The organism is Streptomyces sp. GQFP, assembly GCF_021545335.1.
GTDB lineage: Bacteria > Actinomycetota > Actinomycetes > Streptomycetales > Streptomycetaceae > Streptomyces.
In genome coordinates this window covers 4,812,857-4,826,158 of record NZ_CP089312.1, presented here as the reverse complement: position 1 = coordinate 4,826,158, position 13,302 = coordinate 4,812,857, and the positions used below count along the sequence as shown (strand labels likewise).

General features: G+C 71.8%; 11 protein-coding genes. 3 read left to right on the top strand and 8 right to left on the bottom strand.

The features are described 5' to 3' along the window. Nucleotides 1-54 precede the first annotated feature (54 nt). The 7 genes from LUX31_RS21330 to LUX31_RS21300 all read right to left on the bottom strand — a co-directional run bounded on the left by LUX31_RS21330 (nucleotide 55) and on the right by LUX31_RS21300 (nucleotide 8,890). Entirely contained in the window at nucleotides 55-1,536 is a 1,482-nt protein-coding gene (locus LUX31_RS21330) for an aminotransferase class I/II-fold pyridoxal phosphate-dependent enzyme (RefSeq protein WP_235476502.1), read from the bottom strand. Nucleotides 1,537-1,581: 45 nt separating this feature from the next. Continuing rightward, on the bottom strand, nucleotides 1,582-2,559 hold the full coding sequence (locus tag LUX31_RS21325; protein ID WP_235476500.1) for an ABC transporter substrate-binding protein: 978 nt from the start codon (nucleotides 2,557-2,559) through the stop codon (nucleotides 1,582-1,584). Between the two features lie 39 nt (nucleotides 2,560-2,598). Continuing rightward, on the bottom strand, nucleotides 2,599-3,408 hold the full coding sequence (locus tag LUX31_RS21320; RefSeq protein WP_235480003.1) for a formylglycine-generating enzyme family protein: 810 nt from the start codon (nucleotides 3,406-3,408) through the stop codon (nucleotides 2,599-2,601). Nucleotides 3,409-3,497: 89 nt separating this feature from the next. After that, nucleotides 3,498-5,864, bottom strand: coding sequence for an arylsulfatase (locus LUX31_RS21315; RefSeq protein ID WP_235476498.1), 2,367 nt, complete (start codon nucleotides 5,862-5,864; stop codon nucleotides 3,498-3,500). A 155-nt stretch (nucleotides 5,865-6,019) separates the two neighbouring features. Continuing rightward, a complete protein-coding gene (locus tag LUX31_RS21310) occupies nucleotides 6,020-6,892 on the bottom strand; it encodes a LysR family transcriptional regulator (protein ID WP_235476496.1) in 873 nt (290 codons plus the stop codon). A 29-nt stretch (nucleotides 6,893-6,921) separates the two neighbouring features. Next, a complete protein-coding gene (locus LUX31_RS21305) occupies nucleotides 6,922-7,611 on the bottom strand; it encodes a response regulator transcription factor (protein WP_235476494.1) in 690 nt (229 codons plus the stop codon). Beyond that, complete coding sequence (locus LUX31_RS21300; protein WP_235476493.1) at nucleotides 7,601-8,890, bottom strand: sensor histidine kinase; 1,290 nt, start codon at nucleotides 8,888-8,890, stop codon at nucleotides 7,601-7,603. Before LUX31_RS21300 ends, LUX31_RS21305 begins: the two co-directional genes overlap by 11 nt. Before the next feature lie 169 nt (nucleotides 8,891-9,059). On the opposite strand from LUX31_RS21300, the gene LUX31_RS21295 reads away from it, so the two are divergent. Genes LUX31_RS21295 through LUX31_RS21285 form a run of 3 tightly spaced genes read left to right on the top strand, consistent with a single transcriptional unit; the run spans nucleotide 9,060 to nucleotide 13,087 of the window. After that, complete coding sequence (locus LUX31_RS21295; RefSeq protein WP_235476491.1) at nucleotides 9,060-9,284, top strand: hypothetical protein; 225 nt, start codon at nucleotides 9,060-9,062, stop codon at nucleotides 9,282-9,284. Further along, nucleotides 9,281-10,054, top strand: coding sequence for an ABC transporter ATP-binding protein (locus LUX31_RS21290; RefSeq protein WP_235476489.1), 774 nt, complete (start codon nucleotides 9,281-9,283; stop codon nucleotides 10,052-10,054). The genes LUX31_RS21295 and LUX31_RS21290 overlap by 4 nt, the downstream gene beginning before the upstream one ends. Before the next feature lie 39 nt (nucleotides 10,055-10,093). After that, nucleotides 10,094-13,087 carry an ABC transporter permease gene (locus LUX31_RS21285; RefSeq protein ID WP_235476487.1) on the top strand — a complete coding sequence of 998 codons (2,994 nt, stop codon included), beginning with the start codon at nucleotides 10,094-10,096 and terminating at the stop codon, nucleotides 13,085-13,087. A 5-nt stretch (nucleotides 13,088-13,092) separates the two neighbouring features. On the opposite strand, the gene LUX31_RS37495 is transcribed toward LUX31_RS21285, so the two are convergent. Next, nucleotides 13,093-13,218, bottom strand: coding sequence for a hypothetical protein (locus LUX31_RS37495; RefSeq protein WP_268828175.1), 126 nt, complete (start codon nucleotides 13,216-13,218; stop codon nucleotides 13,093-13,095). Between the last annotated feature and the right edge of the window lie 84 nt (nucleotides 13,219-13,302).

Below are 13,302 nucleotides of genomic sequence, written 5' to 3'. Positions count from 1 at the left end.
TTTCCGAGGTGAGCGGCCCGCACCTGGTTGCCGCACACGACGGTCCTTCGCGGCTCAGTCCTCCGCGACGACCCGTACGGTGTTCAGCCGCCGGTCGGCGGCGTCCGGCAGGAACATGCCGGCCTCGACGCCGGTGACCAGGTACTTCAGTACCGGCTCGGTCAGGCGTTCGCCGGGCAGGACCACGGGGATGCCGGGCGGGTAGGGAGTGATCATCTCGGCGGCGATCCGGCCGGCCGCCTCGGCCACGGGGACCTTCGCGTGGCGCGCGAAATAGGCGTCCCGGGGCAGGCTGGCCTGGTCCGTCCGCAGCTCGGCCGGGGACGGGACGGCGACCTGAGGGGCGTCCCGCAGCGCGGGCAGTACGGCGGCGTGGTCGGCGAGGTCGCGCAGGGCCGTGAGGAGACGGGTGGCGGTCCGCTCGTCGTCGGCGTGGGTGAGCTGCGCGCTGACGCGCCGGTGGTCGAACAGGTGGACGTCGATGCGGTGGTGCGTGCGCAGCCAGTCGGCGGCGCGGTAGCCGCTGGTGCCGAGGCCGCCGATGTCCATGACGACCGGGAGCGGGTCGAAGTCGTGGGCGAGGCCGGGACCGCGGAAGTCCTCCGCGTCGTTGACGTGGAAGCCGTCGATCGCCTCGATGGCCGTGCGGGTACGTGCGGCCAGCTCCAGTGCCCTGCCGAGGAGTTCGTGGCCGTGCTGGACCATCTGCCGGCGCCAGGCGTCGATGCCGGCGTAGATGAGGACGTTGGGGCTGGTCGTGCCGAGGAGGTCGGCCCGGGAGGCGAGTTCGGCGGGGTCGACGAGGTCGCCCTGGAGGTGGAAGACGGAGCCCTGTTCCAGGCCGCTGCCCATCTTGTGGATGCTGGTGACGCAGATGTCGGCGCCCGCGTCCATGGCCCACGAGGGCAGGTCGTCGTGGAAGGGGAGGTGCGCTCCCCACGCCTCGTCCACGATGAGCGGCCTGCCGTGGCGGTGACAGACGTCGGCGACACCGGCGAGGTCGGCCGCGGCTCCGTACGGGGTCGGGCTGGTGACCAGGGCGCCGTCGGCGTCGGGATGCTCCAAGAACGCCTGGGCGAAGTCGGCCGCCGACGGAGGATGGGCGAGGTGCCGGGCGGTGTCCCACCGGGGCTCCACCCACACCGGCTCGACGCCCGACAGGATGAGCCCGGCGACCACCGACTTGTGCGCGTCACGCCCGACGAGGAGGCGGTGGCCGGGGCCGGTCACGGCCAGCATGGCGGCCTTGACCGACAGGGAGCTGCCGCACGTCGAGAAGAACGTGTGGTCGGCGTGGACGGCGTCGGCCATGAGCTGCTCGGCCCGCGTCAGCACACCGCGCCGGGCGAGGTGGTCGTCCAGGCCGCCGTTGGCCAGGACGTCCCCGAAGAAGACGGCGTCGCCCAGCACCGCACGCGCGCGTGGATCCGCCCCGCGTGCCTGTTTGTGGCCCGGGGGCGTGAACCCCAGCTCGTCCTCGTCCCCGTACCGGACGAGCGCGTCAAGAACCGGGGCCTCATCGTGATTCACACCCATGGCGACCGGGTTCCCGGAGCCCGGCCGCCCACACCCCGACCGGGATCAGCCGAGCCAGGCCTTCACCTTGTCCGGGTTGGCGTCGATCCACTTCTTCGCCGCCGCCTCCGGGGTCATCTTGTCCACCGCGATGTACTTGGCGACGGTGTTCTGGTCGGCGTTCGTCCACGTGAAGTTCTTGACCAGGTCGTACGCCGGGCTGCCCGACTTGGCGAAGCGGGTGCTGACGATCTTGTCGAGGTCGAAGGGCCGGTAGTCGCAGGCCACCTTCGCCGGGTCCTTGTCGCAACCCGCCGTGTACGCGGGCAGCTTGATGTGGACCAGCGGCACCTCCGACAGGAACCACTGGGGCTCGTAGAAGTAGCCGATCATCCACTTCTTGTTCTTCTCGGCCTCCCGGAAGCTCTGGATCAGCGCGGTCTCGCTGCCCGCGTACACCACCTTGAAGTCCAGCTTCAGGTTCTCCACCAGGGCCTCGTCGTTGGTCTGGTACGACGGGTCGCCGTCGAGGAGCTGGCCCTTGTCGCCCGACTCGGACGTCCTGAACTTCGCGGCGTACTTGTTGAGGTTCTTCCAGTCGGTGATGTCCGGGTACTTCTTCGCGATCCACGGCGGGATGTACCAGCCGATGATCCCCTTGTTGCCGGTCGCGCCGAGGTTCACGGCGGTCTTCTGCTCGTCGATGTACTTCTTCTTCAGGTCGTCGTGGCCCCAGTTCTCCAGGATGGCGTCGACCTCGCCCGTCTCGAACCCCTGCCAGCCGATCTCCGCCTTCAGGTCCTTGGTCTCCACCTCGCAGCCGAGTTCGTGCTCCGCGACATAGCCGACGACCGCCGCGTCCGCCTCGTAGCCCACCCACGGGTTGACCGCGATGTTGAACGTGCCGCACTCGCCCGAACTGCCGCCCGCCGCCGCGGGTTCGTCGCCCACCTTCGCCCCGCCGCACGCGGTCAGGGTGAGACCGAGTACGGCCACCCCCGCCGCGCCGGAACGCCACCGTCCTGCTTGCTCTCGTTGTGCCATGGGCCCTGCTCCTTACCGTGAAGTCATGAGGTCATGAAGTCATGAAGTGATGTCGTCCAGGGCGCACCGGAAACCCACGTTGCCGGTCGCCGAGTCCGGGAACAGGCCCTGCCGTGCCGCGACCCGGTAGCGGCGGCAGTAGGAGGCGTGGCAGAGGTAGGAGCCGCCCTTGGTGACGCGCTCCTGCCCGCCGGGGACGGGGGAGAACGGATCCTCACACCACTCCCACACGTTGCCCGTGGCGTTGTGGAGGCCGAAGCCGCCGGGGGCGAAGGCATCGACGGGGCAGGTGCCGTACCAGCCGTCGGCCGTGGGGTGGCGGTGCGGGAAGTCGCCCTGCCACACGTTCATCCGGGGGAGACCGCCCGGCTCCAGCTCGTCGCCCCAGGGGAACACCTTCGCGTGCAGGCCCCCTCGGGCGGCGCGTTCCCACTCCGCCTCGGTGGGCAGGCGTTTGCCGGCCCAGGCGCAGTAGGCCTGGGCGTCGTCCCAGTCGACGTGGACGACCGGGTGATCCGCCCGGTCCTCCCACGTGGAGTGCGGTCCGTCGGGCCGCCGCCAGTCGGCGCCCTCGACCTGACGCCACCAGGGGGCGCCCACCACACCCCGGGTCGGCGGGAAGTCGTCCGGGAGCAGCCCGGCGAAGACGAACGACCAGCCGATCCGCTCGGCGGAGGTGCGGTACCCGGTGTCGGCGGCGAACCGCGCGAACCGGGCGTTGGACACCGCGCAGGCGTCCATCCAGAACGCGTCGACGTGCACGGTCCGTACTGGCCCCTCCCCGTCGGCCGGGTAGGCGAGCCGGTCCTCGCTGCCCATGAGGAACTCCCCGGCGGGAACGGCCACCATGCCCTCGGTGACAGCGGGGGGCACGGCGGATCGCTGTGGCTCCGCTGCCCGCTCCACGGCCCGCCCGCCGCCGGACGGCGTACAGCAGCTCACTGCGCCCCCATGACGCGCCGGTGTAGTCCGCCGTCGTACTCGGACGGCTCCGCGCCCTCTGCCCCCAGGTCGATACGCACGGTGTGGATGGTCCCGGTGAACTCGTTGTCGAGGACGGGATAGTCGTCGGTCACCGGGGTGCTCAGGTCCACCCCGACGTCGAGGGTCTCGTCGAAGGAGAAGTAGTACGGGATGGTCCGCTCGACCCGCCCGGCCGCGTGCTGTTCGCCGTCCACCAGGAGTACGGCGGTGCCGCCCTTGCCGAGTCCGCCGCCGTCGTAGGCGAAGTCGAGCCGGATCTCGTGCCGCCCGGGGGAGAGGGGCTCGCCGCCTCGTACGGTGTACACGCTCATGCCGAAGTGGTTGTAGGCGTACGCCGGTCTGCCCCCGGCGAAGTACAGGGACCAGCCGCCGAACCGCCCGCCCTGGGCGATCACCACCCCCTCGCTCACTGCCCCCTCCGGCAGATCCACGTCGGCCGTGATGCTGTGCGAGCGGTTCTTGACGTTGAGGGTGGTCTCCTCGGTGAACCGGCGCATGCCCGCGCGGTAGGTGATGGACGTCCGGTCGCCCATCAGGTCGATACGGCCGGCCATGACCGGGTTCTCCCGCTCGGTGACCCGGTCGTCCAGCGGGAACACCTGGTGCTTCGCCGCCTCGATCAGGAACAGGTCCTGCAACTGCCGGAGTCTGTGGGGGTGTTGGGCGGCGAGGTCGTTGGCCTGGCTCCAGTCGCGGGTGATGTCGTACAGCTCCCAGACGTCGTCGGCGAACCTCCGGTCCTTGCCGTCGGGCACCATCTCCCAGGGGATGCCGTGCCGGGTGACCGCCATCCAGCCGTCGTGGTAGATACCCCGGTTGCCGCACATCTCGAAGTACTGGGTACGGCGATGCTCCGGCGCCCCGGGATCGGCGAGCGTCCGCCGCATGCTCGCGCCCTCGATGGGCTGCTGCGGCACGCCGTCCACACTGAACGGCGCCGGTACGCCCGCGCACTCCAGGATCGTCGGCAGTACGTCGATGACGTGCGCGAACTGGTGCCGCAGCCCGCCCGGTTCGGGTACGCCGCGCGGCCAGTGCAGGACCATGCCGTCGCGGATGCCGCCGAAGTGCGAGGCGACCTGCTTGGTCCACTGGTACGGGGTGTTGAGGGCCAGCGCCCAGCCCGCCGGGGCGATCGGGTAGCTGAGCGGGCCGCCGATCTCGTCGAGGTGGCCGATCATCTCGTCGGGGTCGTCCACGATGCCGTGTCCCAGGCGGTGTTCGACGATCGTGCCCTCGATGCCGCCCTCGCCCGAGGCGCCGTTGTCGCCCAGGATGTAGAGGACGATCGTGTCGTCCAGGACGCCGAGTTCCTCCAGGGCGTCGACGAACCTGCCGACCTGGGTGTCGGCGTGCTCGGTGAAGGCGGCGAACGTCTCCATGAAGCGGGCGGCCAACCGCCGCTGGTTGTCGGTGAGTTCGGCCCAGTGGGGAACTCCCTCGGCCCAGGGGGCGAGTTGGGCTTCCTTGGGTACGACGCCGAGCTTCTTCTGTCGTTCCAGGGTGAGTTCGCGCTGGCGGTCCCAGCCGTGGTCGAACCGGCCCCGATACTTCTCCTGCCACTCGGGGCCGACGTGCAGCGGGGCGTGTGCGGCGCCCAACGCGAGGTAGGTGAAGAACGGGCGATCCGGAGTCAGGGTGCGCTGGGTGCGTACCCAGTCGACGGCGTGGTCGACGAGGTCCTCGGAGAGGTGGTAGCCGTCCTCGGGGCGGCGGTCCGGCTCGACGGGGGTGGTGCCCTCGTACAGCAGCGGGTACCAGTGGTTCATCTCGGCGCCCATGAAGCCGTAGAACGTGTCGAAGCCCTCGCCGGTCGGCCAGCGGTCGAACGGGCCGACCGCGCTGATCTCCCGGGGCGGGGTCTGGTGCCACTTGCCGAAGGCGGCCGTGCTGTAGCCGTTGCCCTGGAGGATCTGGGCCATGGTCGCCGCGCTGCGCGGCCGGAAGCCGTTGTAGCCGGGGGCCGCCGTGGTCATCTCGGTGGTGCCGCCCATGCCGACCGAGTGGTGGTTGCGGCCGGTCAGCAGGGCCTGGCGGGTCGGTGAGCACAGGGCGGTGACGTGGAAGCGGGTGTAGCGCAGGCCGTTGTCCGCGAGCCGCTCGGCGGCCGGCATCTCGCACGGGCCGCCGAAGGCACTGGAGGTGCCGAAGCCGAGGTCGTCGACGAGGACGACCACCACGTTCGGCGCGCCCTCGGGCGGCGGGACCGGGCCGATCGGCGTGAACGGGGTCTCCTGGTCGTGGATGTCCAGTGCGGTCGTCAGGGGCCGACGGGTATCGGGGCGCGGAAGTACATGCCGTCCGGCATCGAACTCAGTCATTCGTTTCTCCGATTCGCTGCCCCGGAAAAGTCTCAGTTCCCGCCGAGGCCGGTCAATAACGGGCCTTGAATTCCCGCGAACCGGTTTTGAATGAGGGGCATAGAAAACTTCTATGACTACTGGAGATGACTACGGGAGATGCCTACTGGCCATTCCTACTTGGCGGACGCGAGGTCCACGAATGCCTGCGCGGCCGGGGACAGCGGGCCCGACCGCCAGACCAGTCGGCCGTGGCGGATCAGGCGCGGCCGGTGGGACAGCATCCTGGCGCCGCGCAGGGCGGCGTCCCGGGCCATGGAGGCGGGCAGCAGGGCGGCGCCGACGCCGGAGAGGACCAGCGGCACGATCATCGCGCGGTGCGCGGTCTCGACCGCGATCCGGGGTGCGACGCCCAGCGCCGTGCACACGTCGTCGACCGCCGCCCGGGTCTCGGTGCCCGGCGGGGTCACGATCAGGTCCAGGGCGACCAGTTCGCGCGAGGTGATGGTGTCGCCCGCCGGATGCGGGTGGTCGGCGGGCAGCACGACGTGCATCTCCTGCTCGGGCAGGTCGATCCCGCGCAGGTCGGTCGTGGGCACCGAGGCGTCCACCAGGCCGAGTTCGCACTGTCCGGCGGCGACCATCTGCGCCACGGCGGGCCCGCGCTCCGGGTCGACGACGCGTACGGAGACCTTCGGATGGGCGCGGTGGAAGCGCCCCAGCATCTCGGCGAGGGGGTCCACCGAGAGGGTCGTCTGCGAGACGATGTCCAGCCGGCCGCCGCTGAGCCCGAGCACCTCCCGGACCAGGGAACCCGCCGTGGACAGGTCCCGCAGGACCTGCTGGGCCGGCCGTACCAGCGCCTCGCCGGCGGCGGTCAGGGCGACGCCCTGCGGCAGCCGGTGGAACAACTGCCCGCCGAATTCCCGCTCCAGGGACCGGATCGCGTGCGACAGCGAGGGCTGGGCGACATGGAGTGCGACGGCCGCGGCGGTGAATCCGCCGTGCTCGACGACGGCGATGAAATACTCCAGCTGACGTCGTTCCATCGATTCTCCATTGTTTCTCTTCTGTTTCTTCAGGCCAGTCGGCGCAGATCCTCCAGATAACGCAGGACCGCCGCCACCCGCCGGTCCACCTGGTCGGTGGGGGACAGGTCGAGTTTGGCGAAGATGCTGCGGATGTGTTTGTGGACGGCGCCCTCGGTGACGACGAGCCGTTCGGCGATGGCGGTGTTGCCGAGGCCTTCGGCCATCAGGGCGAGTACGTCCCGTTCGCGCGGGCTGAGCCGGTCGAGGCGGGTGTCCTGGCGGGAGCGGGTGAACAGTTGGGCGACGACCTCGGGGTCGATGGCGGTACCGCCGGACGCCACCCGGTGCAGGGCGTCGAGGAACTCCTCGACCCGGCCCACGCGTTCCTTGAGCAGATAGCCGAGCCCGCCCACCCCGCCGCCCAACAGCTCGGTGGCGAAGCTCTGTTCGACGTACGCGGACAGCACGAGGACGGCCAGGTCGGGCCGTCGGCGCCGGGCCTCGACCGCCGCGACGATCCCCTCGTCGGTGTGGGTCGGCGGCATCCGTACGTCGAGGATGGCGACGTCCGGCTTGTGCGCGTCGATGGCGGCCAGCGCCTCGTCGGGGGTGCCCGCGGTGGCCACGACGTCGAGCCCCTCGGCGCGCAGGAGGAGGGCGAGGCCCTCGCGCAACAGGGCATCGTCCTCGGCGATCACGATGCGCGTGCCACCGGCATCCGTACGGTCATGCTCCACAGGGAAGATCCACCTTCAGGGTCGTCGGGCCGCCGGGTGGGCTGGCCAGGGAGAGGGTGCCGTCGTGCGCGGCGATCCGGCCGCGGATGCCGGTGAGCCCGGAGCCGCCGTCCTCGTCGGCGCCGCCCCGGCCGTCGTCCTCGACACACAGCAGGAGCCGGCCGCCACTGCTGCGTGCGGTGACGGTGGCTTGCTGGGCGCCACTGTGCTTGGCGATGTTGGTGAGGGCCTCGGCGACGACGAAGTAGGCGGTGGCCTCGACGGAGGCGGCGCAGCGTGCGGGCACGTCGACGTCGACCCGGCAGGGCACCGCGCAGTTCGCGGCGAGCCCGGAGAGCGCCCCGGCGAGACCGCGGTCGGCGAGCACCGGCGGCAGGATGCTCCGGGAGACGGTACGCAGCTCCGCCAGGGCCTGTTCGGCGGCGGACTGGGCGCGTTCGAGGAGTTCGTCGGCGCCCGCCGGATCGCGGGCCACCATCCGGCGGGCGGCGCCGAGCAGGACGGTCACGGAGACGATCCGGTTCTGTGTGCCGTCGTGCAACGACCGCTCGATCCGGCGCAGTTCGGTGGCGTGGGCGTCGAGGGCGGCGGCGCGGGTGGCGGTGAGTTCGACGATACGGAGGGACAGATCCGTCTCCGGCCCGGCCGCGAGGAGTTCACGCCCGGGCCGCGCCTGCAGCCGGGCCATACCCGGCCCGAGCCCGAGGATGATGAAGACCCACCCCAGACCCAGCATGGCCACGGCGAGGGCGTCGGGCCAGGAGTGCGCGTTGCCGTAACCGACGGACGTGGCCGTGGCGTTGCCGGGCATGAACGTCCAGTACGCCGGGAAGAGGGTGTCGCGCACGGCGACGACCGGCAACAGCACGCCGAGCACCCCAAGTCCCAGCCCCAGACTGGCGTGCCGCACCAGCCAGCGCAGCTCCCGCCGGGTGGTGGGATCGACGAGGGCGGCCCGCAGCCGCGTAGGCGGAGCCTCGGGCGCGACGACCTCGGGCCCGCACCGCCCCAACCGCGCACGCTCCCGCCCGGCGAGCCCGTGCAGGGCGCGCAGCAGCGCGGGCACCATGAGCAGCCCGACGCCGACCACGCTGGTCACGGCGGTGAGGGCGAGCCAGAGCAGCAGAAGCAGGGCGGGGAGAGCGGTACGGAGCCCGGAGGCAAGCTCCCCGATGGCGGCACGCGCGGCACGCAGACTCCGTACGACGGTCTCCTTGAGCCCCGAGTCCTTGAACTCCGCGCTCCGGTCATCGGCCGTGGTGTCTCGCGATACGGCCATGCGCCCTCCCTTCGTTGCGAAGGACCTTATGGCGTAGGCCCGTTGGCTGTCGGTTCAGGGGCCGGAAAGTACAGCCTGCTGTACCCCGAACCGGGCGGGCTGCGGGATCGGCCCGAGGGGGGTCCGGTCCATAGCGTCGGTGACGACAGCCGACCTCGGGAGGAACCCCATGACGAACACCGACCCCTACCCCCTTCACCAGCGGCGCGACACCGCCCCCACCCGTGCGGACATCGCCCGGAGCCTGCTCTGGATCCTGGTGGTGCTCAGTGCGGTCGCCAACATGGCGGCCTCGTTCAGTGGTGCGCACACCTGGGTGAACCTGTCCTGCGGTGCGGTCACCGTGCTCGCCGGCGGCACCCTCGTCGTACGCAGCCTGCGGGGCCGTCGATGAGCCCCGTGTTCGCCCGGACCCGCCGCCCCGCGGCCACCGGGTACGACGCGTCGGCGCCGGCCATCGTCCTGGACCGGGTCGGCAAGGAGTACGCGGGTGGCGTACGCGCCCTCGACGAGGTGTCGCTGACCGTGCGGCGCGGCACGTTCCTCGCGGTGATGGGCCCCTCGGGCTCCGGCAAGAGCACGCTGATGCACTGCGCCGCCGGGCTCGACTCCCCGACCTCGGGCAGCGTCCGGATCGACGGTCACGAGATCGCCGGCCTGAACGAGACCCGCCGTACCGAACTGCGCCGGGAGCGCGTCGGGTTCGTGTTCCAGGCGTACAACCTGATCCCCTCGCTCAGCATCGAGGACAACATCACGCTGCCGCTGCGTCTGGCGGGCCGTACCCCGGACCACGACTGGCTGCGGACGCTGGTGGAGCGGGTCGGGCTCGGCGACCGGCTCGCCCACCGCCCGGCCGAGCTGTCCGGGGGCCAGCAGCAACGGGCCGCCGTCGTACGGGCGTTGGTGGCGAGGCCGGCCGTCGTGTTCGCCGACGAGCCGACCGGTGCGCTGGATCTGCGCAGCGCGCACGAGGTGCTCGACCTGCTGCGGGACCTCGTCGACGACCTGCGCCAGACGGTCGTGATGGTCACCCACGACCCGGCCGCCGCCGCCCGCGCACACCACGTGCTGGTGATGGCCGACGGCCGTGTCGTCGAGGCCCTCGACTCACCGACCGCCCCCGAACTGGCCCGCCGCCTCGTCGAGTTGGGAGAGGTCTGACCCATGACTGCCATGACTGCCATGACTGCCATGACTTCCATGACTTCCACGACTTCCACGACTTCCATGTTTGGCCTAGCCGTACAGATGGTCCGGCGCCGGATCAGCGCGCTGATCGCCGTCGCCTGCGCGGTCCTCGGCGGCGCGGCCCTGATCACCGGCACCGGCGTCCTCGCCGAGTCCGGCCTGCGCTCCCACCTCCCCGCCGGCCGGCTCGCCGGCGCGGACGTGATCGTCGCCGCCGACCAGGAGTTCCATCCGCCCGGCGACCTGCCCCTGGTGCTCCCGGAACGCCGTACCGTCCCGGCCCAACTGGTCCGTGAACTGGCGGAGTTGCCGGGCGTCACCGACGCCGTCGGCGACCTCGGCTTCCCCGCCGCGCTCGTCGACGCCCAGGGCCGGGTCGTACCGGCCGGGGATCCCCGGGCCGCCGGGCACGGCTGGTCCTCGGTGAAGCTGCTGGGCGGTGCGAGGGTCGAGGGCAGCGGGCCGGACGGCGCCGACGAGATCGCCGTCGACAGCGCCACGGCCACGGCGGCGGACGTCGAGCTGGGAGACAGGGTCCAGGTGATGGCGAACGCCCGCCCGGCCGTCGTCTACCGCGTCTCGGCGATCGTCGACGCACCAGGCGTTGGGGTCCTCTTCGAGGACGCGACGGCTGTGCGACTGGCGGGGCGGGGCGGTGGGGGCAGTGGCAGCAGCGGGGGCAGCGGCGACACCGGCAACGGCAGCATCGGCGGCCAGGGCACTGGCGCCAGCAGCACCGGCAGCGGTACCACCGGCGCCAGCGACGGCGCTGGCTTCTCCCGTGCCGGAACGGGCGACACCGGCAGTAGTGGCGCCAGCGACGGCGCTGGCTTCTCCCGCGCCGGAACGGGCGACACCGGCAGTAGTGGCGCCAGCGACGGCGCCGGCATCTCCCGCGCCGGAACCGGCGACACCAGCAGCAGTGGCAACGCCAGCCAGCGCATCGGCGCCAACGGCGCTGGCAGCGGGGCCAGCATTACCGGCAGTGGCGGCGACACCACGAGCGCCAGCGGCGATACCACCAGCGCCAGCACCACAGGCGACGGCCCCCGCCCCGCCCCCAGCGACATCCCCAACACCAGCAACCCCCGCGCCGGAACCGTAGACCTGATCGCCCTCCGCACCACCCCCGGCGCCGAAGAGAAAGTCGCCGCCGAAGTCCGAACGAAGTTGAACGGCACCGGACTTGAAGTCGTCACCGGTGCCGATCGCGGGGACCTCGTGTCACCCGGCGCGGGTGCGTCCCGTTCCCTCCTGATCCTGCTCGCCGGGTCGCTCTCCGGGATCGTCCTGCTGATCACCGGGTTCGTGATGGCGAGTGCGCTGGCCGTGTCGATCGCCGGGCAGCGCCGCGATCTCGCGCTGATGCGGGCCGTGGGAGCAACTCCCCGGCAGATACGGCGACTTGCCGCCGCGCAGTCGAGCGTCGTCGCGGCCGTGGCCCTCGTACCCGGTGTGGCGCTCGGCTATCTGCTGGCCGGACAGTTCCGTGGACTGCTGGCGGACCGGGGCTTCATCCCCGCCGAACTCCCGCTCACCTTCAGCCCGTTGCCCGCCCTCGCGACGGTTCTCCTGCTGGGCCTGGTCGTGCAGGTCTCGGCCCGGGGATCGGCGTGGCGCACCTCGCGGATGCCGGCCACCGAGGCGGTCGCCGAGTCGCGCAGTGAACCGCGTGAGCCCTCGCGGATCCGGACGCGTATCGGCGTCCTCGTCATCGTCGCCGCGACGGCCATGTCGGTCCTGCCGCTCTTCTCCCGTACGGTCATCGGCGCCACCGCCACCTCCCTTGCGGGCATTTTCGGCGCGATCGGTCTGGCCATGGCCGGTCCGGCCCTCGTCCGGGGCATCGGCGGTACGGCGGCCCGGCTGACGCACACCGGGGCCTCCGCGCCGACCTGGCTGGCGATGGCCAACGTCCGCGCCTACGCCCTGCGCAACGCGGGGATCGTCAGCACGCTGGCCATGGCGGTCGTGTTCGTGCTGACGTACACCCTCACCCAGACCACCGTGCTGGCCGCCACCGCCGACGACACCCGCACCGGCACCCTCGCCCAACAGAGCCTGAGCGCACCGGGATTGGGCGGACTGCCCGGCGGCACACTCGCCGACGTACGCGGGACCAGCGGCGTACGGGCGGCCGCTCCCGTGAGCGACACCGGTGTCGTGTGGACGTACGAGCAGTTCGGCGAGCCGCAGGCCGAGTCCGGCTCCGCGATGATCCTCACGCCGGACGCGGCGGACGTCCTGGACCTCGGCGTACGGGACGGCAGTCTGAGCCGGCTCACCGGTGCGACCGTCGCCGTCAGCAGCGATGCCGCACGCTCGCGGGACGCGGCGGTGGGCCGGCGGGTGAGTCTCGTGCTCGGTGACGGCGTGAAGGCCGACGCCGAGGTGGTCGCCGTCTACGACCGGGGCCTCGGCTTCGGCGACGTGGTCCTCTCGCACGACCTGGTCGCCGGTCACACCACGACCGGGCTCGACCAGAACGTCCTGGTCCGTACGGACGGCACGGCGGACGCCCGGCAGGCCGTGGCCGCCTTCGCCGCGTCCCGCCCGGGGCTCGCGGTCGAGGACACGAACCCCACGTCTGCCGACGGTCTGAAGGACGCGCCGCCGGAGGTGTGGATCAACCTGGCCACGATCATCGTCCTGCTCGTCTATCTGCTGCTCAGCATCGCCAACAAGCTCGTCGCCGCGACCGCCCAGCGCCGGGTCGAACTGGGCGCCCTGCGTCTCAACGGCACGACGCCCCGCCAGATCCGCGCGATGATGCGCCGCGAGGCGGCGGTGACCGCGGCCACCGCACTCACCACGGCCCTGCTGCTGTCCGCCGTACCCCTCGCCCTCCTGGGCCAGGGCTTCCTCGGCCGCCCCTGGCCGGCGGGCCCGGTGTGGCTGCTGCCCGCCCTCGCCCTGACGGTCACCGCCACGGCGTTCCTCACCATCGAACTCCCCACCCGCCAGGCCCTGCGCACCCCGCCGGCGGACGCGCTCCGCGCACAGTGAGCGGGTCACCGTGGGTCGCGGGCCTGCGCGCGGCCCTCGTACAGGGCGCTTCCCGCCCCGAGGAAGACGACCGCCATGCCGAGGCTGGTCGCGATGCCCTTCGCGCTGTCGTCGATGAGCGGCGCCGTCACGGGAGACAGCCTTTCGGGGAGCGGTGGGTTCCCGGTGGGAGCCGCTGACCTGGTGGGATCGACGATCCCGGAAACGGCAGGCTC